Below are 22,540 nucleotides of genomic sequence, written 5' to 3' on the forward strand. Positions count from 1 at the left end.
CCTTGCATGATCTCATCAGGGGTGAAATGCTGCCCGACCCACCACTTCCGGTTTTTCAGGCTTGGGCGCCTGATCTCCCCACGGATTGTATGCCAGATATGAGCGATCACGACAGCGGTTACAAGCGGCTTTTTTCCCACCCCGAGATGGTTCGCGACCTGTTGTTGGGTTTCGTCCATGGTAACTGGGTCCGGGAATTGGATTTTTCGACTTTGGAAAAGGTGAGCGGGAGCTATGTCACGGATGATCTGCGTGACCGGGAAGATGACGTTGTAGTGAAAAATTACCGCCCGTGCTGCCCATTGTGGTATATAACGGGAAATCGGGGTGGACAGCATCCCTCGAAGTGGCAGACCTGATCACCCAGCCTCCCGGAGGGTTGGAGAAGTATCGGCCCAGGATGTCCTATATGCTGATTGATGGTGTCAGATATGCCAACTCGGAACTTGTGTCACAGCGCAATCTGGTGGCTGCCCCTTTTCGTTTGGAAAAGTGCCGCAGCACAGAGGAGATTCGCGTTGTGTTGCAGGATTTGATCGACTGGGTTCGTGCCCCGGAGCAGGCTGGTTTGCGGCGCGCTTTTACAGTGTGGCTTGGGCGGGTGTTGTTACCCAGGCGCATACCGGGACAAACCATTTCGGAAAAATCCAATTTGCAGGAGGTCGATGCCATGTTGGCAGAAACGGTGCAGGAGTGGACGTTGCAGTGGAAGGAAGAAGGACTCAAGGAAGGACTCCAGAAAGGAAGTTCTTCCCTTCTCCTCCTCTTGCTGAGAGAAAAATTTGGAGAACTGCCTGATCAGGTGCGGGAGAAAATCCTCCAAGCGGAGCAACCCATCCTGGAGAAGTGGAGTCTCCGCCTTTTGCGAGCCCACTCCCTGGCGGAAATTTTTGACGTGTGACTTGTGCTGTGGCTTGTTTATGGAACGGACCTTCGCCGCAGGGCCGTTTCCGAGGCGTCGTGACGGCGGTGCAGGAGTCCTCTGGAGCTGGGGTGATGTATGAAATGGCAACAAAAATGCGGTTCGGACGGCTTTACCCTGATTGAAATCATGGTTGTCCTGGTGATCCTGGCGGTCCTGGCGACTTTGGTGGTTCCGCGCATCATGGATCGTCCGGATCAGGCGCGTGTGGTCAAGGCAAAACAGGAGATACGCATCCTGGAAAATGCCCTGAATCTCTACAGGCTGGACAACTACGTCTACCCCTCCACGGATCAGGGCCTGGAGGCCCTGGTCAAGAAACCGCGCGGTCAACCGGAAGCCCCCAACTGGAAGGATGGGGGGTATATTGCCCGGATGCCGATGGATCCCTGGAAACGGCCCTACCAGTACCTGCAACCAGGGACGCATGGTGGCACGTTCGATCTTTTTACGCATGGGGCCGATGGCCGTGAGGGAGGAACTGGCATCAATGCCGACATCGGAAACTGGAATCTGGACGACTGATGGCCTGCCGGTGAATGCGGTGGCTGGGCGTTTTGTTCCTCCCCTCAGGAGTGACGGAAGCCCCATAGCCCGGCGTGATCGTGGTTTCACGCTGCTGGAATTGATGGTGGTCATGGTCATCATCGGTGTGGTGACCAGCATGGCTTTGATGGTTCGTGGCGTTCCGGATGTTGGCGAACTGGCCAAGGAGGAAGGAAAACGTCTCAAGGTGCTGATATCCTTCTCCACGGAAGAGGCCATACTGACCGGTCGCGAAGTGGGTATGCAATTCTACCGGGGGGGGTATCTCTTCCTGCAGAGGGAAAATGACGAGAAATGGCAATACGTGTCCGATGGTCCCATGAAGGAACGTCGTTTCCCGCCGGGGTTTCGAGCCGAGTTGACGCTGGATGGACGCACGGTCGAATTGCCGACAGGTGATGAACGGAAACCCAAACCTCATCTGGTATTCGGAACCACGGGAGAGACGGCTTCCTTCAGACTTGAACTACAAGGTCCAAAAGGTTACCGGATGGTGCTCTCGGGCAATGGACGGGGAGGCATGGAGTTGAAACGGTCCGACAGGTCTTGATGTGGTCGTGAAACGATCATTGGATAAAGGTTTTTCTCTTCTGGAGGTATTGGTGGCCTTGACGGTTTTGGCCATCTCTCTGGGCGTCATGGTGGTTTCCAGTGGGCGTCAGGCGGAAAATTCCGTTTACATGCGTGATCGTGTTTTGGCCCACTGGGTGGCCATGAATGTGGCTACGACACAGATGGTCATGAAAAAATGGCCGGATCCGGGTGTCCTGGAGGGCCATGAGGAGATGGCCAAACGGGAGTGGTTTTGGACCATCCAGGTTGTGCCGACCCCGGAGTTGACCATACGGCGATTGACTATATCGGTACGGCAGGGAAAACAGAAAAAATCGGCTCCCCTTGCGCGTCTGGAGTGTTACATTGGTCAACCCTGAACGGGAAGAAAAACAGCGACTGCATGCCCCTGGAGAGGCGTATGGCCGCTCGGGTTTTACCCTGGTGGAGTTGTTGATCGCCCTGGCTGTGCTTGGCATCATGTTTGTGATGGCTTTTGGGGGCCTCAAGGCATTGCTGGGCGCCCAGGAAAGTGTCAGCCAGCGCAATCGGGATTTGAGCCGCCTGCAAATGTTTGTCAACCAAATCAGGACCGATCTGGAACAGGCCATCGATCGGTCCATACGAGACAGTGAAGGGGTCGAAAGGCCCTCCATGGAAGGCTTGGGAGAAGGGGAAACCTTCCTGGTTTTTACCAGGACGGGTCGGGATAATCCCCGGCAAGTACGTCGGAGCGCCATGCAAAGGGTCGCCTACAGTTTCGAGAAAAATCAGCTCATCCGTTTGTCCTGGGAGCTATTGGATCAGGCGCCCGATACGGCACCAACCAGGGAGGTGCTGCTGGACGATCTGCTTGGGGTGGATGTGCGGTATCTGGACAACGATCTGGCCTGGCACACGCATTGGCCGGCGAGTACCCATACCCTTGGGTCCAATTTGCCCCGGGCGGTGGACATTGTGTTGGAAATACGCAACTGGGGAAGGCTGCGCCAGCTTGTAAAGGTCCGGGATTAGGTGAACCTATGATCGACAAGTGGGTGCCTGGTGCGCGGACCGGCGAACGGGGTGTGGCTTTGATCATGGCCCTGCTGATCGTGGCCATGGCGACCACGGCCATCGTGTCCATGGTCAATGCCCAGCGCATCGATCTGCGACGAACGGAAAATATTTTTTTCCGGAACCAAGCCATCCTGGTTGCCTATGGCGGGGAGGTGTGGGCAAAAAAAGTGCTCACCAGGGATGCGGCGGAGAGCCGTCTGGATAGCCTGGATGAAAACTGGGCACGGAGATTGGCGCCCATGACCCTCGAAAATGGCGTGGTTTCCGGCTACATTGAGGATATGGAGGGCCGGTTCAATCTGAACAACCTTGTCTCTGGAGGGAGTCAGAGCCTGCTGGATATGGAACGTTTTCGGAGGTTGTTGCTTTTGCTGCGCATCACCCCGGATCTGGCCTACGCTGTGGCGGATTGGATTGACAACAACGGCGAAATTGGCGGTCCGGGGGGGGCTGAAGATCCGGACTATCTGGCCATGGATCCTCCCTACAGAGCGGCGAACAAGACCATGTCCAGCCCGTCTGAATTGATGTCGATCAAGGGATTTGACTTTGAAACCTGCCAGAAACTGGCGCCGTTTGTGACAGCTCTGCCGACCTACACCAGCATCAACGTCAACACGGCTTCCCCCATGGTTTTGCGCATTTTGGCAGATGACCTCAAGGATGCCGATGTCGAACGGCTGGTTGAGCGACGCAAACAGAAACCATATGAAAGTATGAATGATTTTTTAAAGGAGCCATCCTTGGCGCACTCTCTTATGCCCCAACGGGGGATCGGTGTCTTGAGCCAACATTTTTTGGTGACGATCCAGGTCAGGGCCGGCAATACTCATCTGCACTTGTTCAGCTTGCTGCAACGTGGCAGTAATGGCGTCAGCGTGTTGGTACGTGGGCAAGGGGCAATCTAGATGTGTGGGGATGGCTTAACATGCGAGGCGCGGTGACCATGTCATGAGGAATTATGCGTATGTTCATCTTCCCGCTGCTGCGGGTGATATGCTCACCTGGGTTGGATTGGAGGGGGATGCCAAAAGCGAGGTGGCCAGCAAGGTGGCTGCCGCAATCTCCCGTATGCGTGTGGTTGCAGTTGCACCCGGGGTGGATGTTCTGCTCGAATCCCTGGCTGTGCCCAAGACAAGTCGCCGCAATTTGGCCAAAGCCCTCCCTTTTCTGCTTGAGGAGAGGGTGGCCTCGCCCCTGGATAAACTGCACTTCTCACTTGGCCCCACCCTGAAGGAGGGGTATCGGGCTGTGGCCGTGGCGGAAGTCGAACGGATGGAGGAGTGGCTTGCCACACTCGCACATGTCGGCATACGACCGGACATGATTGTCAGTGAAACACTTCTATTGCCTTGGAAATCAGAGAGTTGGACCCTTCTTTCAACCCCGGATCGGGCGCTCCTGCGCACAGGGGCGTGTACTGGCCTGGCCATGGATAACGCCAACATCCGGTTTGTCCTTGACCAGGCCTTGCGTGAGCTGGATCAAGCTGATCGGCCTAAAAAGCTGTTGGTGCTGAACTATACAACCGAACCCTGCAACAGCATGCTGCCTGATTTGCCGGATTTGGAAGTCGAGGAGTCTCGCCCCGAAGTCGATCCCGCGACCCTCCTGGCTGGGGCCAACCTGGAAACAGGAACCATCAACCTGTTACAAGGCCGATATGGAATCCAGGGCCGTTGGGAGGGAATTGTCCGCCCTTTTCGTCTGACGGTTATTCTGGCCGCCATCTGGATCCTGGTGAAACTGGGTATCGTTTATGTCGAAAACATACGCATGGAGAGTCAGCTTCTGGCATTTGATGCCCGCATTCAGGAGATTTTCCAGAAAACATTCCCCGGTACCCGGGTGGTCCACCCCGAAGCACAGATGCGCGAACGCATGAAACGTATGAGCAAGGAGGCCGGGGGTGGTCAGGAATTTTTGAACCTCATTGTGCAGGCAGGTTCGACCATCATGGATTTTCCCGGAACGGTTCTGGAACGGATTCGCTATCAGGATGGTCTTTTGGATCTTTATATTCGGATTCGGGATCTGGAACAACTGAACAAGCTCAAACAAGCCATGGAGGCCTCGGGCCGGATGCAGGTCAATATCCGATCGGCTGTCAAACAGGGTGAGTCCGTGGAAAGTCATTTGCAGATCAAGGGGTTGTAATGTCAAAGCTGAAACAATTCCTGTATGTTCGGTGGTCTTCCATCAGCGATCGCGAAAGGCTGCTGGTCGCAGGGGGCGGTTTTGTGTTGATCGTCCTGATTTTTTTCTCCCTGGTCTGGTTGCCGGTGCGGGAACGGTATCGCGAGTTGCGTGAAATCACTGAAAAACGTATCAATACAATACGTTGGATGGAGCAGGCCTCGTATGACGCAGCCCGTTTCAAGGTCTCCACCGGATCCAGATTGAGTGTGCAAAAAGGAGACTCTCTCCTCTCCCTGGCGGACCGAAGTGTGCGCAAACAGGGTTTGGGATCTGTGCTCAAGCGGGTTGAACCGGAAGGACAGGACAAGGTCCGTTTGTGGTTCGAACAAGCTCCCTTCCAATCCTTGCTCACCTGGATGGAGGGGTTGCACGATCAGTACGGTATCGAGGCAGTCAATGTCGCAATTGAAAAAGGTAAAATTCCTGGATTGGTCGACGCCCAGCTTGTGTTGGTCATGACGGCTGTACCGTAACGGATAGGGAAATGCCATGATGTTTGTTCTGAGAAAGTGGTGGTTCTACGGCATCGTTGCTGTTTTGTCCTTCATATATTTTTTGTTTGGCAATCTTCCGGCCTCCTTTGTCTATCAGTTGGTATCCACCCGGATTGCTCCACTGCAATTGGTCTCCCTTTCCGGCACCCTGTGGAGCGGGCGGGCGGACCAGATGATTTATCCCCCTGTCCAGTTGGATGCGGTTCGTTGGGAGGTCAATCCAAGGGAGATTGTGCGGGGAAAATTGACAGGTCTGTTTTATCTGGGTAACTCCAAGCAGTTTCGCGTGCGGGGCCGTTTTGATCTTCTTGAGCATAACCGTGTCCGCCTGCGGCAGGTGAACGGAGAGTCGAGCATCCCGTTTGTGACCAATCTGTTCAAGGGGTTTCCCCTGAGGATCAATGGCGACATCGATTTGGCTCTCGATGATTTTTCCTTGCGGGAGAATGGTTTTCCCGAGATAACCGGGCGGGTTCATCTGACAGGATTCGAAATAGGCCCTCCCTGGAAGGTTTTTCTCGGGGATCTTCGTTTGGTCTTTGGCATGGACGGGGATCTTCTCAACGTCCAGATCAATGATGTTCGGAGTCCCTTGATCGTCGATGCCAAGTTGCAGGTTTGGGAGGCTGGCCGTTATCGGCTCAAAGGTGATATCGAGGTGCGAGCGGACACAAACAAACAGGCCATGGAAGAGTTTTTGCGGAATAATCTGGGTCTGGTTGCCAATAATGGTCGCTTTTCTCTTAACTACACCGGGGATGTGCCTTACTTCCGGTAGGGTGGGCGTCGGAAAACAACCCATGATCATTGGCCTGATGTCCGACTCTCACGACCATGTGGGCCATATGCGCCGGGCCCATGCCATTTTTCAGGAGCGGCAGGCGGAATTGATCGTGCATGCCGGCGACATGATCAGCCCTGCCGCGTTGCGACTCCTCCAAAACATCCCCCTGGCGGCAGTTTTTGGCAACAACGATGGCGAAAAATATGGCCTGCTGCACCTGTTTCGTGAACGGGGCTGGCGTTTGCAGGGAGACTATCTCGAACTGGATGTCGCGGGGAAACGCATGGCTGTCTATCATGGTACGGTTCCCGCGATCCGCGATGCCCTGCTTGCCTGCGGACGCTTTCAATACGTCGTTTCGGGCCATACGCACCACCCCGAGAACCGATACTTTGCAACGACCCTTGCCCTGAATCCCGGGACTACGCACGGCTTTGGCGGCCCTGCGACAGTGATGCTTTTGGATACCTGCCATGATGGTATCGACTTGATTGATTTGTGATGATGCAAGAAAAAATTCCATACTTTCTCGTCGCGGACGATGATCCGGTAACCCGGTTGATGTTGTGTCGTTTTTTGGAAAAAATCGGCTATGAGGCCCTTGGGGTGAAGAACGGGGCGGAAGCCGTGAGGTGTTTTGAGGAACGGGTTCCGGATGTCGTCCTGATGGATGCCAAAATGCCTGTCATGGATGGTTTTCAGGCCTGTCTGGAGATCAAGCGACAGCCTGATTCCGCACACGTTCCGGTCATCATGATTACAGGCTTGCATGACGACGAGTCAGTGGATAGGGCCTTCGCCGTTGGGGCGACCGATTTTGTTCCCAAACCTATCCATTGGGCCATCTTGCGCAACCGTGTTCGTTATCTGATCCAAATATTGCACACCGAAAAACAGCTTTATTTGGCAGCCAGTGTCCTCGAAAATACCGCCGAAGGGGTGGTGGTGACCGGACCGGACGCAACCATTCTCTCGGTTAATCCAGCCTTTGAACGCATCACGGGTTATGCGCCGGAGGAGGTGGTTGGGCAGCGGACAAGTTTGTTGCGGTCCGGGCGGCACGAGGCGTCCTTCTATCAAAATCTTTGGGCATCCCTGACCTCTGGCAACAGTTGGCAGGGGGAGATATGGAATCGGAAAAAGAGTGGTGAAATTTATCCGCAGTGGTCTCACATCAACGCCATCCGCACGCCAAACGGCAGCACCATCAATTACGTGATGGTTTTTTCGGATCTGACGGCTGCCAAAGAGTCAGAGGAGAGTCTGCTCTACCTGACCGGCCACGATCTCCTGACCGGTCTGCCCAATCGTCTCATGTTCCACGAGCGTCTGGGACACCTGCTGGCCGACGCCAGACGGGAAGATGGGGCGTTGGTTGCCGTGTTCCTTCTCGACCTGGATCGGTTCAAGGTCGTCAACGATACCATGGGGCACGACATGGGTGACCGTTTGCTCGTGGAGGTGGCGCAACGGCTCTCCGGCAGCATCCCGCCCCAGGCCGTTCTGGCCCGCATGGGAGGTGACGAATTCGGTATTGTCTTGCCACGTCTGGAGAGTGCCGATGACGCAGCCACTCTGGCACGCCATATTCTTGCCTGTCTCTCCGAGCTGCATAAAATTGATGATATGGAATTTTATCTGGGTTGCAGTATAGGCATTGGGATCTACCCCCTGGATGGTCAGGATGTGAAGACCCTGACCAAAAATACCGATGCAGCCATGTCCCATGCCAAGGAACAGGGACGAAACAATTGGCAGTTTTACCGCCAAGCGTTCAATACCGCATCGTTGGCACGCATGCTTCTGGAAAACAGTTTGCGCAGTGCTTTGGAACGGCAAGAGTTTTTGTTGTATTATCAGCCTCAGATCGATCTGCGCAACATGGAGTTGGCGGGCGTCGAGGCCTTGATTCGCTGGAACCACCCGGAGAAGGGTATGGTATCACCGGGAGATTTCATTCCCCTGGCCGAGGCGACGGGTTTGATCATTCCCATAGGTCGGTGGGTCTTGCTGAGTGCTTGCCATCAGGCAAAATCCTGGCTTGATGCCGGTTATCCGCCCGTGCGCATGGGTATCAATTTATCGGGGATCCAATTTAAACTGCCTGACTTTCCTGAGCAGGTGTTGGCCACCATTAACGATGTCGGTTTGGATCCCCGCTGCGTGGAGTTAGAGCTGACGGAAAGCATCGCCATGGGGGATGTCGCCGAAAGCTTGACCAAGTTGTTGACCTTGTCACGCAGCCATATCCGTCTGGCCATCGACGATTTTGGCACCGGGTTTTCTTCCTTTGGCTACCTGAAGAAATTTCCGGTCAACACCTTGAAAATAGACCAATCCTTTGTACGAACCTGCACGTCGATCCCGGAGGATGCCGCCATTGTGCGCGCCTTTATTGGCATTGCCCACAGCCTGGGGTTGAAGGTCATTGCGGAGGGGGTGGAAACTGAGGAGCAATTGGATTTTTTGCGTCAAGAACAGTGTGATGAGATTCAAGGATATTTTTTCAGCCGACCGCTTTCGGCCAGCGCATTTCAGTCTTTCATGGACTCCTGGCTGACCAACAAGAGGTAATGCGACATGCAGGATGAACGTTCCAGGATCAGAAAAATGGCGCCCACCCTGTTGGTTGCCTTGGTCATCACGCTTTTGATCGGCTCACGCATCTATTATCGTCTCTCCGGTGAGCACTGGGAAAACAGCGCCCAGCTCCCGCCCGATCTTGTCGGGAGCCTCATGCCAGCCCCAAAGCGCCTCACCGACTTTCAGTTGACAGACCATCTGGGTCAGGTGTTTACTCTCTCCCGGTTGCGGGGTCTTTGGACCGTACTCTTTTTCGGTTACACGCACTGCCCGGATGTCTGTCCCACCTCCATGGGATTTTTGCACCAGGTTTTTACCCATCTGGGCGAGAGCCCCTTTGGGCAGACAAGGTTGCAGGGGGTGTTTGTCTCCGTGGACCCCAAGCGTGATTCTCTGGGGCTGCTCAAGGATTATGTCACCTTCTTCAATCCAGGATTTTTTGGGGTGACCGGCAAGGAGTCGGTGTTGAAAGATCTTGCGCATCAGGTTGGGGCCTACTATGCCATCAATCCCGGTGGTTCCGACGATGCCTACGAAATCACGCACAGTTCGGCATTCTTTCTCATCTCGCCGGATGGCAGGCTGGTCGGCATCATATCGCAAAGCAACAATCCGCCTGACATGGCTGCTGACAAAATCAGACGTATCGTCAACTTTACTGGAGGAAAATCATGAAGTCTTTGCAAAGGCGACTTTGGGTGTCGTGCCTGGCGGCCTTCTGTTCCCTTGCCGATGTGGCCATCGCCGGTGGGCCGGGAGTGAGTGTCGAGGGTGCGTGGGTGCGTGAAATGCCACCGGCCATGCAGCTCACAGCTGCCTACATGGTCTTGAAAAATACGGCGATCGAACCGTCCACCCTGATCGGTGCCACCGCTCTGGACTTTGTCAAAGTCGAGATGCACGAAACGGTTCAACATCTAGGCAAGGCGCAAATGCAGGGGATCAAGGAGTTGATCATACCCGCCAAGGGTCAGGTGGTCTTGCAACCCGGTGGATACCACCTGATGTTGATCACCCCGCAGAAGAATGTTCTTCCACGTGCAGGCGATCAGGTCGCCTTGACGTTGAATTTTAAAAATGGAACATCGATCGACGTGAAAGCAAAGGTTCAGAAGGGTACGGAGGATCCTGCCGCAGCAGACGCTCACCACATGCACTAGATGCATGACCAGCGAAGTGAGCGCTGTGAAAAAAATGGCTGAGTGCAAGTCGGGCTGCTTTGTCTTCGTTTGCGGGAAAAAGTGATGAGGCGTTCGTGAGCGCGTTGATCGAAGTCGACAATCTGTGCAAAGCATTCCGCTGGGTCAAGGCAGTCGATGGGATCTCGTTTTGCGTGCGGCAAGGGGAGGTGTTGGGTTTTCTGGGACCGAATGGCGCCGGGAAATCCACCACCATGCGCATGATTACCGGTTTTCTGTCACCCACCTCCGGTCATGTCCGTGTCGCCGGTTTTGATATGACCCGTCGCCCCTTGGAGGGTAAGCGCTGTGTTGGCTATCTCCCGGAAGGCTCCCCGGCCTACGGTGATATGACACCAGCCGGCTTTCTTGATTTTGTGGCCGGTATCCGCAAACTGACTGGACTGGAGAAAAAACGCTGCATCGAGGCCGCCGTGGCCCTGCTCCATATCGAAAAGATCATGTACCGGCCCATCGAGACGCTCTCCAAAGGGTTCAAGAGGCGGGTGGGATTGGCCCAGGCCATCCTGCATGACCCGGACATTTTGATCCTCGATGAGCCCACGGATGGTCTCGATCCCAATCAAAAGCAGGATGTGCGTGCGTTGATTCGGCACATGGCCCCCCGAAAGGCCATCATTCTTTCCACGCATATTCTGGAGGAGATCCAGCCGGTTTGTACCCGGGTTGCGGTGATCGCCCGGGGCCGGCTTTTGGCCGATGAAACTCCCGACGCTTTTGCGAGCCGCTCGCGTTATCACAATGCTGTGACCCTGGGCCTGAATCCTGCCCAGGCCAACGAAGCCCGCCATGTTTTCGGCGATCATCCCGATGTGTTGGCGGTGGAGACGCTTTTGGAAGGGCCCGATCATGTCGAACTCCGCTTGCTGGCACGTTCGGGAACGAGCCTCGCCGCCGTGGTGGGAGCGATCGCGCACGGACGCGGGTGGTCGCTGGAAAAACTGTATGTGGACCGGGGCCATTTGGATGAGGCATTTCACACATTGACCCAGGCTGGACATGCGCAGCCTTCCTGAGGGACTCTGACCCCATGTGGAACTCTGTCGCTCATGTGTTTCGCCGCGAAATGTCGGGTTATTTCACAACCCCGATTGCCTATGTGTTCCTGGTGATTTTCCTGGTGCTTTCGGGCGTGTTCACCTTCCAGTTGGGACATTTTTTTCCGCGTGGTCAGGCGGATCTGGTTGCGTTTTTCACCTACCACCCGTGGCTCTACCTGTTTCTCATCCCTGCCTTGACCATGCGCCTGTGGGCGGAAGAGAGAAAAAGTGGTTCCATAGAACTGCTGCTGACCTTGCCGATACGTGCTGTGGAGGCCGTACTGGGCAAATTTTTTGCGGCCTGGTGCTTCGCGACCATGGCATTGGGCCTCACCTTTCCTTTGTGGCTGGTGGTCAACTATCTGGGTAACCCGGACAATGGTGTGATCCTGGCCAGTTATGTCGGCAGTATTCTGCTGGCCGGGGGCTTTCTGGCCATGGGTGCATCGCTTTCGGCCATGACCCGCAACCAGGTCATCGCTTTCGTCGTGACGGTGACTGCGGGGCTTGGTTTTGTCCTGAGTGGTCATCCGGTTGTTCTGGGGTTTCTTGAGGGGTGGACCCCCCTTGTCATACGGGAGACGGTGGCTTCTTTCAGTTTTCTGACGCACTTTTCCCATATCAGCAAGGGGGTGATCGATCTTCGGGACGCCATCTATTTTGGCTCATTGATCGCTTTTTGGCTCTATGTCAATGTCCTGGTTCTTGAGCTGCGCAGGGGGGAGTGACCTATGTTGACAGGGAATGGGGCCCCTATCCGCATGGGTGGGCGACTTTTGCTGGCAGCGGCGGTTTTTTTCGCGGTCAACATTCTGGCCAACTCGTTTCTCAGGTCGGCGCGACTGGATTTGACGGCCAACAAGCTCTACACCCTGTCGGAAGGAACCCGACATATCCTGGCCAACCTGCAAGAGCCCGTGGAGCTATGGTTTTTCGTCTCCCGTTCGTTGACCAGTCACATACCCGGCTTGGGCCTCCACGTGACCCGGATTCGGGATCTCCTTGATACCTATCTCCATCTCTCCGGGAACAAATTGCATTTGACCGTGGTCAATCCCGAACCCTTTTCCGCCGAAGAAGATTTGGCCATGGACTCGGGTTTGCGGGGTATTTCCATTCCCACTGCTGCCGGAAAAATTTATTTGGGTCTGGTGGCTCGCCATGCTTCGGGCCGAACGGAGGCGATTCCTTTTCTGCTCCCTGCCTGGGGGGAACAACTCGAATATGATCTTACCTCTCTCCTTTTTCGCCTTGCCCGTACCAAAAGGCCTGTGTTGGGCCTGCTCTCGACCTTGCCCCTGGCTGGAGTCCCTTCGTCCCTGTTGCCTGATGCCCCCCCGGCCAAGCCCCCGTGGGCCATCCACAAGGAGTTGGAAAAATCATTTACCATCAAGACCATTCAGGTAAGCGATGACAAGATTCCAGACGATGTTGATCTTCTGATGGTGGTGCATCCCCGCGAGTTGCCCCGGCCCATTCTTGACGCTGTCGATCAACACGTCCTGCGCGGCAAGCCGACGGTCATGTTTGCCGATCCCTATTGCCAGGCCCAGGAGAATGCCACACCCTGGTTGGCCAACTCCCTGCCCAATGCCCTGTTGTCCGGATGGGGTGTTGAAATCTTGCGAGAGCAGGTTGCCGCCGATTTGCAGTCATCCAGACAGGTTCGTTTCAACAGCCTGGAGACGGGGAGTACCCTGATCAACTACCCGGTCTGGATCGACCTCGGTCCCGGGCAGATGAACAGCCAGGATCCCGTGACCGCTTACCTGGATCGGGTCACCCTGGCGACGGCAGGCATCATCTCCCCCAAGTCCGGGCACGGCCTGCGGGTTGAGCCTTTGCTCATGACAGGGAAGCAGGGAAGTTGGTTCGATATGGCCCTGCTCGGGCCGACATCTTCCCCGCAGCGTCTGATCCAGGAGTATCGACCCAAAGATCAGGCTATCCTGGCAGCTCGGATCCACGGTCCCTTCGCTTCGGCTTTCCCTGCCGAGGGTCCGGACAATAATACCTCCGCCACGACTGCCCCGGATCATCAGACCGGACATCTGCGCCGATCCACGGAGCCGATCAAGCTGGTCCTGGTGGCCGACAGCGATCTTCTCCAGGACCAATTCTGGGTACGGAAAAGCGAGTTTTTGAATATGCCGGTCGATGTACCCTATACCGCCAACGGACGGCTGGTCATGAATATTTTGGACGATCTGTTGGCCCGGACAGATCTGGTCAACGTCAGAAATCAAGGATATTCCCAGGCTGCACGGCCCTTTGTGCGTTTGCAGGCCATTCGGCAACAGGCCGAACTTCGCTTCCAGGAGATGCAAAAAGTTTTGAACCAGCGTATGCAGGAGACGCAAAAGCGTTTTGTGGAACTCCAGAACCAGGGCAGGAACACCACTCTTAATCCAGCCCAGGTGGCCGAGATCGAAAAATTTCGCCAGGAGCTGCTTACCATCCGCAAGGAGTTGCGGGATGTCCAAAGGCATCTGACCCTTGAGGTGGAACGCTTGCAAACCTGGATCAAATTTTTTGTGATCGGCTTGGCCCCTTTGCTGGTGGGTATGAGTGGCGTTCTGGTGGGCATGCGGCGCCTGCGGCGCGCAAGATCCGTCGTCGCAAACGGTGGGAGTTGAAGATACATTTTTAATTGCATTCTCGACTTACCTGGATCATCTTCCTCGTGTCGGCACTGCAATCGACTGAGCAAGGGGGGGTGAATGGTCACCGACGAGGCGACACTCAAGCGGCAAAAGCGGTTTCGGGAACGACGTATCAACGAGGGGCAAAAACGGGTGGCGGTTTGGCTTACCCCGGAGGCGCTGGCGGCCTTGGAGTTTCTCAAATCCCAAGAGGTTGGTGCGAGTGACTCTTCGGTGATCAGCCAGGCCCTGTTGACGGTCGTTGATGTTGTCAAACAAAAGAGACCTGATCTCCCTGACTCTCCGGCTGTGATCCAGAAGCGTCTGGAAGATGTGCTGCAGTCTTTCCGGGAACTCAAGCCCGATATCCAGTTGCATGCCATCCTGGCTTTTGCCATTCTTGGCAATCGCTCCGAAATCGAGATGAACCAACTGGCCGAGGATGTTGGAAAATCCCGTCTGGTGACCATGTGGGATCTACAGGACTTTCAGGAACCTCCACATGGGCGCAATGCCGCCATGGGTCTGGTGCAATTTGAGCACCCCCTGGGCGCACGGGGCCAGTCGGGGCCCATGCGCCTGACTCCCAAAGGGGAGGCGTTCGTGCGCCGGTTGGGGGAGATCATGCTGGGAATCCCGTCCGAACCAAAGCGCCCGTCGGGACAGGTTGTGCCCCCCGGGCCTGAGTGATTGTCAGGGGGGTGCGTCTTGGGGCATGTCGCGCACTGTCTGATCTGGGACGTGGATCCCGTTGTGACGTTGTGGTCCCTGCATATCCGCTGGTATGGGATCCTTTTTGCCTTGGGCGTGGTGCTGGGTCACATGCTCCTCTCCTGGCAGATGGCGCGTGCCGGCCATCCAGAGGACACGGACATACGTCTGACCTGGGCGCTGGCCACGGGCATGTTGATCGGCGCGTTTACTGGGCACCGTCTGTTCTACGAGTGGGATCGTGTGCTGGCTGATCCGTGGAGCGCCTTCAGTCTGAAAGGGCCTGTTATCGGGCTCTCCAGCCATGGCGCCACGGTAGGGATTCTGTTTGCGGCCTATCTTTTCCATCGGTGGACACGCATTCCGTTTCTGGAGTTGACCGACCGGATCACCTTTGGCACGGCTTTGGTGGCCGTTTTTGTGCGTCTGGGCAATCTTGTCAACTCAGAGATTGTCGGCAAGGCTGCCTCTGTTCCCTGGGCCATCTGTTTTACCCATTATGACCGGGCCGGTTTGGTTCCCCGGCATCCTGTACAAATTTATGAGGCCCTGCTGGGTGTTGTGGTACTCGGATTATTGTTCTGGGCCGACCGTAAAAGCGGCGGGGAGAGGCGTCCGACCGGTATGCTGACGGGGTTGTTTGCCACCAGTTATTTTGGTTTGCGCATCGTGGCGGAGTTTTTCAAGGAGCCTTTGGTGCTCTCTCCCGATTCTCCTCTCTCCATGGGCCAAATCCTCTCCTTTCCGTTCTTTCTCGTCGGCGTCGTTCTCCTGGTGCGGTCCCTGACCAAGGGGGGGGCGCAGACCACAGCCTGAATCCCCCTGACGCACCCCTTCCTTAGCCTGAATCCCTCTGACGCACCCCTTTAACCCGCGACAGGTTTGGCGACGGCGACCTTGGCGTCGCCTCTTTTTTCGTTATCTCGATCTGTTTCGGCTTCCTTGGTCTCCTTCTCCTCATGCCGCTTACGCCGTTTTGTTTTGATCACTCTCTCCAGAAAGTGGAGGCAGATGGTCAAGGCAAAGCCGATGACAAACCCCTTGCCAATGCCGGCAATGACGATTTGGGGCTTGTTGGGACCGATAAATTCGTTGGGTTCCGGGGGGATGGCCGGGTCGATGATGCGGAAAAGAAACTCCTTTCTCAGACGGGCCCCCATCATTTTTTTGATTTCCACCTCAAGAAGCCCGGTGATTGCCTGCTGAATCTCGACGTAGGATGTCACTTTGACCTGACTTGTCAAATAGGCCAGCCTCTCTTCACTCTCCTGGATGGCTTTCTCCCGCAACCTTTTGTTCAGAATGTCAACGAACAGATTGGCCATGTGTGCGGCTTTTTTGGGATCAGTCGATGTGACAGACAGGCTGGTGGTGCCAGAGGAAGCGTCCTTGCCAATGGCAATCATTCCTTGCAGTTTATGGAAGGCATGAATCAGATTGGGCTCCCGGCCATCTTTCCATTTTTTGTTTACGGCATCCCACAACTCTGGATAGATGTCCGGCAGCAGGTTTTCTTCCTGGATCAGGGAGACCATGAAAGTGCGGGAGCGCAGGTTGATGTTGGCTACCCCGATGACCCCACCCGTGCTGTCTCCCATCAACAATCCGGAGAGCGGTCCGATCAGACCCACCAGACCTCCACCACCGGAACCGGAACTCCCGCTGCTGGCCGCAGCCGTTCCCGTGTCTTCGGAAGCGGACATGATGGAAGCGGAAGCGCGGTAAATGTAGGGCTGTCCCTTGGCATCTTTGTAGGCATTGTAGCCGGTAACGGCAGTCAGGATAACGATGATCCAGGAGAACTTGAACAGACCCCACCAAAGTTCGCTCAAATCAAATTTGACGCCCGACTCTTCGCTCATGCCAAGGGAGGCAAAACCAGGAAAGCCGGTTGGCGGGAACATGCCCGGAAACGGAAAAGGGGGCTGGGCTGGACCTTCCGGCTGATTTTTTGCACTCATGTTCCGTATACCTTCTGTAGGGCTTCAATATGACATCCAGGGTTTATCCATAAAGACTCAAACCGAAGATGACTCCACTTTACTGTGACCTGTGGATCCAGACCCAATCCTGGATACCACTGGGGGGATGGTATCCGCTGACCGCACCTTCCAGTACTTTGATGATTTCCATGTAATCAAAATCCTTGGAGGCCTGCACGAGCCTGGACAGATCCTTCTGAATGCGCTCCCAGGGCAGGGACTCTTCCTGGGCATGCAGGATCATTTCGTGTTCGGTAGGCAAGAGGTTGTTGCCGATCAGCAGCTCTTCATAGAGCTTTTCCCCCTCTCGCAGGCCGGTATACATGATCTCGATATCGCCGTAAGGGTTGTTTTGATCTTTCACCGTCAATCCAGCCAGTCGAATCATGCGCCGGGCGAAGGCGTCGATGCGGATTTGTTTTCCCATATCCAAAACAAAGACATCACCCCCGTGGCCCATGGATCCGGCCTGAATGACCAGTTCCGCCGCTTCGGATATGGTCATGAAGAAACGTTCCACGTCAGGATGGGTCACTGTCACAGGGCCACCGCGTTTGATCTGATCCCGAAACAAGGGGACGACGGATCCGGAAGATGCCAGTACGTTGCCGAAACGGACGGAAACGAAGCGGGTCTTCACCCCTTCTTGCTGGGAAAGTCCTTGCAGGATCAATTCGCTGAAGCGTTTGGTGGCGCCCATGACATTGGTTGGCCGCACCGCCTTGTCGGTGGAAATCAGGACAAACGTCTCCACCCCGCCAAGATTGGCGGCTTCAGCAAGATTGAGGGTGCCAAAAATATTGTTTTGCACCCCCTCGATGGGATTGCGTTCGATGATGGGGACGTGTTTGTAGGCTGCCGCATGATAGACGGTGTTGATCGCAAAAGATTCGATGACCGAACGCATGCGTTTGTGATGCTCGGTGGAACCAAGGATGGGGATCAGGTCAAATTTGACGGGGAGACCTTCCAGAATGCGTCGCAACTCCTGTTCAATGGTATAAAGGGCAAATTCCGTCCGCTCGACCAGAACCAGGCGCTTGGGAGATAACTGGAGGATTTTTCGGCACAATTCCGACCCGATGGAACCCCCGGCGCCGGTCACCAATACGGATTTGTCACGAATACAGGCATCCATCAAGACCTGGTTGGGTTGCACAGGGGTTCGTTCCAGCAGATCCTCGATGCCAACTTGTTCCACATCTTCGACACGTTTGTTGCCGCTAGCGATCTGGCCTAGATCCGGAACGACCATGACTTGTGCTGGCAACTTCTCCAGTTCACGGATGATTTCCGAACGGCGTACCCGACTGACCGAGGGCATGGCCACCATGATGCGATGAATGCCAAACTGCTTGATCAGGTCAGGAAGTTCTCGGGGGGAGTGAACGGGCAAACCGAGAATTTCGTGTCCCTGGATCTCCTTGTTGTCATCGATGAAAAGGAGAGGTTGCACTTCAACGCTGTGTTTGATGGCCATGGCCAGCCGGACACCTGCGTCGCCTGCCCCATAGATGGCGGTAGGCAGGCGCTTTCTGGGCGAGCTGGGACCGGAAATCAACAGGAATCGAACCAGCAAGCGGCTCCCCCCGATCAGGATCAGCAACAGCATGCCTTCAACGGCCCAGACCGTCAGCGAGAAAAGAGGAATGCCGAGCAGTTTGGCGCCATACACCGTCAGCAGGACGCTAAGCGCAACAGCTTTCAGGATACTGAAGACCGCTTGCGCCTCCATGAAGCGGATGATGGCCCGATAAAGACCAAAATATTGAAAGACAGGGAACGAGACCACCATGGCCAGAGGCATGGAGACCCAGCTGACTTTCAGCGCGTCCGGGAGAAAAACGTCGTACCGCACAGCAAAACCGCCCCAGATGCTGGTCAGAATGGCCAGCATGTCGAAATAGAGCAGAATGGACTGTTTCGTGCGGCGCGAGCGCGTCAACAGATAGGAGCTTATTTCCCTCCAAAATCTGTGAATTTTCAATATCTTAACCTCTTATCGCCTCGTCGTTAAAAAGAGAAACAGAAACAGTTTGAACGCATTTTTCCTTGGCGGGCACTGCACTTTCAGAGAGACTGCCCGGAGAAGGCACGGAGCGGACAACATACCATTTCTTTTCTCTCTCTCAAATCCATTTTCAGTTGGCGGCCATGAACAATATCTCCTTGACCCAAGCCGATCCATCAGCTGACCTGGGAGGTGAATCCTCCCGTAACCTCCTGATGCTGGTTTGGGTGGTGTCTCTGACAGTGTCGTTTTTTATTCTGGTTCCCAATTCTGACGACATTTTCTATTTTGGTCCAGCACTCGGGTTGGCCACCAAGGGGGTTTTGGCTGTGCCCATGGACAACACCAACGTCTACCTGTTTTCCATTTTTGGTACATACTCGTTCTTCCAGGGAATTTTTCTTTTTGTCACCAACTTGTTGGGACTGCCTGTCCATTTTTTCACCTATCGGTTGTTTCAATCACTTGTTGTTATGGGCAGCCTGGTGTTTGCCCTGCGTACTTTTTGGCTTGCCCGGCCTGCCGATGTACGAGGCAATGCCAACCGGCAGGCTCTCTTTTTGGGTCTTTTGGCTTTCACCCCTTTTTCCATGGCGCTTTTGCCTGTGCGCCCGGAATTTTTGGGCTGCCTGTTTCTTTTTGGCGCACTTTCTGCGTTTGGTCGATATGTGCGCAAAGAAACCGGGTGGGGCAGTCTGCTGTTGACAGGAATTTTGTTGGGTCTATCTGCTGTCTCCCATCCTGTTTTCGCTCTTCCATCCGCTGCCTGGTCCATCGTGGCTGCCTATCAGCTTTGGCAACGCAAATCGAGATCCCTTGCAGCTCCTTTGTTTCTGCTCTTCTCGGCCCTGCTTCCCCTGTTTGCCATGGCGGCGTTTTATGGGTTGCACTACCCGGAGTCGTTGGTGGAAATTCAAGGGCATGGCCGGGAGTTGACCCAGCAGACCGCTGAGTCCAACGCTTTATGGACGGGACTGTTGGAACGTGTGCGTAGAATTTTTTTACTCGTACCACCGTGGCAGATCCGGGTGCTCGACGCTTTGTTCTATCTGCCACTCTTTGTCATTTTGTTCATGGTTATTGCCGTGGGTTGGCGCCAGGATGTGCGCAGGTCCGAGGGCTCCCTCGTTCCGGATCGTCCGGTCATGACGCTCATGCCGTTCCAGTGGGTGATCTGGCTCACGGTACCCCTGTGTCTGTTCTTGGTGTACGACATGCGGATTTTTGACGGGCTGATCGCTTTTTTTGCGACCTGGGCCCTGGCCCACGCCACTGGTGACAGGCTGATTCTCTGGTCCCGGGGATGGATGGGAGCCAGGGCGAGACGTTTCCTGTTGTGGGTCACTTGTGCCTGCATCCTCGCATGGCCTGCGGCGCACACCGCGAAGCTGCTCCTTGCACCTGACGCCTACATGAATCCCTTCAAAATGCGCGCGCTGCTCGAACAACTGCCAGGAAGCGTGACCAGCCTGCTGATTGAAAATCCGGAAGGTGTTCCACTGTTTCTGGGAGAATTGCAGGATACCATTTTGCGAGGGGATCAGGCCCCCCGGAGGACTTATTGGGTTTTTCCCCAACTGGGAAGCATGACCTCCAACGAAACAGCCAGCTGGATGATATCCTTCCTCTCCGGCCTCCGGGATGAATCGGGCCGGTATCAGGTCGGGTGGTATTTCAACCGGCACCACCTGCATTTGAATGATAAAACAGGTCAGTATTGCGCGTCGTTCCCGAAAGCCGGGTACGACGCCGAACTCCGTTTGAGCGGATTTGAAGTGGCCCTGCACGGTGTCCACATCATCCATAAGGATCGCAGAAATGTCCTCCTGACCACCAACGATTTCTCCCTGGGATGTCCCTGAGGGGGGGCTTTGGAAGGGCCGCAGAAACGTCCTCCTGACCACCAACGATTTCTCCCTGGGATGTCCCTGAGGGGGCTTCATCTGGTTTTATATGGGCCCCATTTCCATGCCGACGTGGTACACCTTGGCATGGTTGCGACCCGTGCGCTTGACATCGTAGAGCGCCATGTCGGCGCGGCGGACCAAATCTTCCGGGGTTGTGGAGTGGGCAGGATAGAGAGAGATGCCGATGCTGCAACCGATTTGGCAAACGTGTTGGCCAATGCGGAACTCCTCACCCAGTTGACTGACGATCTTGCCGGCTACCGCAAGGGCGTGACTTTCGCTGATCATGCCAACGAGCAGGACGCAAAATTCGTCTCCACCCATCCGAGCCAGGGTATCGGACATGCGCAATGCCGTAGAGATGCGGGAGCAGACCATCTTCAACAACTCATCTCCCACCGGGTGGCCGAAGGTATCATTGATTTTTTTAAAACCATCCAGATCAATATACAATAAGGCAAAATCCCTTTTTTCCCGGCGTGCCCGGGTAATCTCCCTGGTCAACTCCTCATAGAAGCTGCGGCGGTTCAAAAAACCCGTCAGGCTGTCGAAACGAACCAGTCTGCTCATTTCATCTTCGATGATTTTTCGTTCGATAATGCCAGACAAAGTGTTGCCGACCGTGGCAAGAAACCCCTGCTCTTCGGGGTCGGGAGAGTGTCCATCCGTGACGTAAAGGTTTAAAATACCAAGAAGCTTGTTTTGTGAAAGAATCGGCACACAATAGTGTCCATGTGGCATGATGCCGACAAATGTGACATCGTGTTGTTCATCAAGAGTTGGCGAAAAAACGATTTGGTGTTCTTGCGCGGCACGGCCACACAGGCAGTAACCATAAGGGACGATACGGCATTTCTCCAAAAGTTGGGGAGATAAATTGTGTTGCGCAGCCAAACGCAAGGTTCGGTTGATGGGGTCGGCAAGGAATATGGAGCCTTTCGATTCCAGGGAAAGCCAAGGGACAGACAGGATGATTTTTAAAAGGGATGCCAGCATGGCATTCATGTTGATCGGTTCGAGAGAGACTTCCAACATGGCCGCAATGGCGATGCGTGACTCCAGGGCGCGCCGGTTGAGCCATTCAAGTTCCTGGGCTTTGGATGACTCGCGGTTGTAGTAAAGCCAAAGTGTGATCTGGTTGGCGATCATCTCCAGGTGTTCGATCTCCAAGGCCCGGAAGGCATCAGGATTGGCGGAATAAAAATTGATGGATCCATAAATTTCATTCCCGGGTTTGAGCGGTACTGCCAACATGGATCTGAATCCATGTCTCTTGGATAGTTCCAACCAGGGAAGAAAATGGGGATCGGTGGTGGTATCAGAGCAGTATTCGGTGCGCCCCCCTCGGATGGCCCGACCTGAAGGGCCGTGACTATGGATGTCCGTTTCTGACCAATTGACCTGGACCTCCGCAATATAGTCAACACCTACCCCATCCCAGGCTATGGGCTTGACCGTTTTCTGGGCATCAAACTGTTTCTCCCCGACCCAAGCCAGCAGGTACCCTCCCTGTTTGACGGCAAAATGACAGAAATGGGTAAAAAGCTCGATCTCCGAGGAGGCGTTGCCCACGGCATGACAATAACCGGAGAAGACCTGCAACAAGCGCTGCTTTTGGGCAATCTCGGCAAGAAGTTGCTGGTTGATCCGTTTTTGATCCCTGTACCTCAATGCAATCGATTTGAGAACACGTTTTGACGTTGCACCCTTGCCGTGTGATATCCTGTTTTGTGCCATGGTGCATGCCCCTTTTCGTTTCGACAGGTCGGTGTCGAATGGAACGAACAGAATGAATGGGATGCTACCACCATTCTGCGCCCTTTGAAAGATTGTAAGACCATTGGAGGGGCATAAAATATTGAAAGGGAATATTGTGGTTATTGCATGAAACATCTTGTGTGGTATAAAA

At 54.9% G+C, this 22,540-nt stretch carries 21 protein-coding genes and 1 pseudogene; 19 read left to right on the plus strand and 3 right to left on the minus strand.

Translation table 11 applies throughout. The features are described 5' to 3' along the window. Nucleotides 1-98: 98 nt before the first annotated feature. The 18 genes and pseudogenes from HQL63_05570 (at nucleotide 99) to lgt (ending at nucleotide 15,547) form a co-directional block, all read left to right on the plus strand. A pseudogene (locus HQL63_05570) lies at nucleotides 99-901 on the plus strand (Rpn family recombination-promoting nuclease/putative transposase). Between the two features lie 99 nt (nucleotides 902-1,000). After that, the gene (gene gspG, locus HQL63_05575) at nucleotides 1,001-1,447 is read left to right on the plus strand and encodes a type II secretion system major pseudopilin GspG (protein ID MBF0176303.1); all 447 of its coding nucleotides are present in this window, start codon (nucleotides 1,001-1,003) and stop codon (nucleotides 1,445-1,447) included. Next, nucleotides 1,413-2,018 carry a type II secretion system minor pseudopilin GspH gene (gene gspH / locus HQL63_05580; GenBank protein ID MBF0176304.1) on the plus strand — a complete coding sequence of 202 codons (606 nt, stop codon included), beginning with the start codon at nucleotides 1,413-1,415 and terminating at the stop codon, nucleotides 2,016-2,018. Before gspG ends, gspH begins: the two co-directional genes overlap by 35 nt. Before the next feature lie 7 nt (nucleotides 2,019-2,025). Then, nucleotides 2,026-2,400 carry a type II secretion system minor pseudopilin GspI gene (gspI, locus tag HQL63_05585; GenBank protein MBF0176305.1) on the plus strand — a complete coding sequence of 125 codons (375 nt, stop codon included), beginning with the start codon at nucleotides 2,026-2,028 and terminating at the stop codon, nucleotides 2,398-2,400. Next, complete coding sequence (gene gspJ, locus HQL63_05590; protein ID MBF0176306.1) at nucleotides 2,387-3,034, plus strand: type II secretion system minor pseudopilin GspJ; 648 nt, start codon at nucleotides 2,387-2,389, stop codon at nucleotides 3,032-3,034. The genes gspI and gspJ overlap by 14 nt, the downstream gene beginning before the upstream one ends. An 8-nt stretch (nucleotides 3,035-3,042) precedes the next feature. Next, entirely contained in the window at nucleotides 3,043-3,987 is a 945-nt protein-coding gene (gene gspK / locus HQL63_05595) for a type II secretion system minor pseudopilin GspK (GenBank protein ID MBF0176307.1), read from the plus strand. 43 nt (nucleotides 3,988-4,030) lie between these two features. Further along, nucleotides 4,031-5,236: a type II secretion system protein GspL gene (gene gspL / locus HQL63_05600; protein MBF0176308.1), complete on the plus strand. Its 1,206-nt coding sequence runs from the start codon at nucleotides 4,031-4,033 to the stop codon at nucleotides 5,234-5,236. Further along, nucleotides 5,236-5,751 (plus strand): type II secretion system protein M, encoded by a 516-nt coding sequence (locus HQL63_05605; protein MBF0176309.1) that lies wholly within the window; start codon nucleotides 5,236-5,238, stop codon nucleotides 5,749-5,751. Before gspL ends, HQL63_05605 begins: the two co-directional genes overlap by 1 nt. A gap of 16 nt (nucleotides 5,752-5,767) precedes the next feature. Beyond that, nucleotides 5,768-6,550, plus strand: coding sequence for a type II secretion system protein N (locus HQL63_05610; GenBank protein ID MBF0176310.1), 783 nt, complete (start codon nucleotides 5,768-5,770; stop codon nucleotides 6,548-6,550). 22 nt (nucleotides 6,551-6,572) lie between these two features. Further along, nucleotides 6,573-7,058, plus strand: a complete 486-nt coding sequence (locus HQL63_05615) for a metallophosphoesterase (GenBank protein MBF0176311.1) — start codon at nucleotides 6,573-6,575, stop codon at nucleotides 7,056-7,058. Then, nucleotides 7,058-9,130, plus strand: coding sequence for an EAL domain-containing protein (locus HQL63_05620; protein ID MBF0176312.1), 2,073 nt, complete (start codon nucleotides 7,058-7,060; stop codon nucleotides 9,128-9,130). The genes HQL63_05615 and HQL63_05620 overlap by 1 nt, the downstream gene beginning before the upstream one ends. 6 nt (nucleotides 9,131-9,136) lie before the next feature. Beyond that, nucleotides 9,137-9,814, plus strand: a complete 678-nt coding sequence (locus HQL63_05625; protein ID MBF0176313.1) for an SCO family protein — start codon at nucleotides 9,137-9,139, stop codon at nucleotides 9,812-9,814. Next, entirely contained in the window at nucleotides 9,811-10,299 is a 489-nt protein-coding gene (locus tag HQL63_05630) for a copper chaperone PCu(A)C (protein ID MBF0176314.1), read from the plus strand. The genes HQL63_05625 and HQL63_05630 overlap by 4 nt, the downstream gene beginning before the upstream one ends. A gap of 104 nt (nucleotides 10,300-10,403) precedes the next feature. Beyond that, entirely contained in the window at nucleotides 10,404-11,354 is a 951-nt protein-coding gene (locus HQL63_05635) for an ABC transporter ATP-binding protein (protein MBF0176315.1), read from the plus strand. A gap of 14 nt (nucleotides 11,355-11,368) precedes the next feature. Further along, nucleotides 11,369-12,106 (plus strand): ABC-2 transporter permease, encoded by a 738-nt coding sequence (locus HQL63_05640; protein ID MBF0176316.1) that lies wholly within the window; start codon nucleotides 11,369-11,371, stop codon nucleotides 12,104-12,106. A gap of 33 nt (nucleotides 12,107-12,139) precedes the next feature. Beyond that, on the plus strand, nucleotides 12,140-14,014 hold the full coding sequence (locus HQL63_05645; protein MBF0176317.1) for a Gldg family protein: 1,875 nt from the start codon (nucleotides 12,140-12,142) through the stop codon (nucleotides 14,012-14,014). Between the two features lie 84 nt (nucleotides 14,015-14,098). After that, nucleotides 14,099-14,710: a hypothetical protein gene (locus tag HQL63_05650; protein ID MBF0176318.1), complete on the plus strand. Its 612-nt coding sequence runs from the start codon at nucleotides 14,099-14,101 to the stop codon at nucleotides 14,708-14,710. 18 nt (nucleotides 14,711-14,728) lie between these two features. Continuing rightward, nucleotides 14,729-15,547 carry a prolipoprotein diacylglyceryl transferase gene (gene lgt, locus HQL63_05655; protein ID MBF0176319.1) on the plus strand — a complete coding sequence of 273 codons (819 nt, stop codon included), beginning with the start codon at nucleotides 14,729-14,731 and terminating at the stop codon, nucleotides 15,545-15,547. Nucleotides 15,548-15,597: 50 nt separating this feature from the next. On the opposite strand, the gene HQL63_05660 is transcribed toward lgt, so the two are convergent. Together HQL63_05660 and HQL63_05665 are read right to left on the minus strand one after the other, a co-directional pair. Further along, nucleotides 15,598-16,692, minus strand: coding sequence for a hypothetical protein (locus HQL63_05660; GenBank protein MBF0176320.1), 1,095 nt, complete (start codon nucleotides 16,690-16,692; stop codon nucleotides 15,598-15,600). A gap of 79 nt (nucleotides 16,693-16,771) precedes the next feature. Beyond that, nucleotides 16,772-18,658 (minus strand): polysaccharide biosynthesis protein, encoded by a 1,887-nt coding sequence (locus tag HQL63_05665; GenBank protein MBF0176321.1) that lies wholly within the window; start codon nucleotides 18,656-18,658, stop codon nucleotides 16,772-16,774. 209 nt (nucleotides 18,659-18,867) lie between these two features. Between HQL63_05665 and HQL63_05670 the strand changes: the two genes are divergently transcribed. Further along, nucleotides 18,868-20,586 carry a hypothetical protein gene (locus HQL63_05670; GenBank protein MBF0176322.1) on the plus strand — a complete coding sequence of 573 codons (1,719 nt, stop codon included), beginning with the start codon at nucleotides 18,868-18,870 and terminating at the stop codon, nucleotides 20,584-20,586. An 87-nt stretch (nucleotides 20,587-20,673) separates the two neighbouring features. Here HQL63_05670 and HQL63_05675 read toward each other — a convergent pair whose 3' ends face one another. Next, the gene (locus HQL63_05675; protein ID MBF0176323.1) at nucleotides 20,674-22,368 is read right to left on the minus strand and encodes a diguanylate cyclase; all 1,695 of its coding nucleotides are present in this window, start codon (nucleotides 22,366-22,368) and stop codon (nucleotides 20,674-20,676) included. Nucleotides 22,369-22,540: the final 172 nt, after the last annotated feature.

This window comes from Magnetococcales bacterium (assembly GCA_015231175.1).
GTDB lineage: Bacteria > Pseudomonadota > Magnetococcia > Magnetococcales > DC0425bin3 > HA3dbin3.